Genomic DNA, 317 nt, shown 5'->3' with positions numbered 1-317 from the left:
ACTACAGATAGAGTCAGGTGAACGAATTGGGCTTATCGGTCGCAATGGTGAAGGTAAAAGTACGATTTTGAAAATTATTGCTCGGCGGGAAATGCCGGATGAGGGAGTTGTATCGGTTCAAAAGGGCGCGACAGTTGGACTGTTGGATCAGATGCCGGGTGTTACAGGAACAATGGTTGTGCGCGATTTTCTTAGAACCGCATTTGCGCATGTACTGGCTTTACAGTAAGAATTAGAGGGCATGGAAAGTCTAATGACGTATGATACAAACGAGAAATTATTGCAAAATTACTGAGAGAAGCAGGCGCGGTTTATCG

Annotated in this window: 1 protein-coding gene; it reads left to right on the top strand. The window is 44.8% G+C overall.

From position 1 onward, the window contains the following. The coding region (locus R8925_RS15965; protein WP_430536763.1) for an ATP-binding cassette domain-containing protein at positions 1–229 on the top strand (229 nt) is incomplete at its 5' end. Positions 230–317 lie beyond the last annotated feature (88 nt).

The organism is Listeria rocourtiae subsp. hofi, assembly GCF_963575615.1.
GTDB classification, from domain to species: Bacteria; Bacillota; Bacilli; order Lactobacillales; family Listeriaceae; genus Listeria_A; species Listeria_A hofi.
The sequence above is the reverse complement of the archived record's forward strand: the minus strand, read 5'-3'. Positions and strand labels throughout refer to the sequence as shown.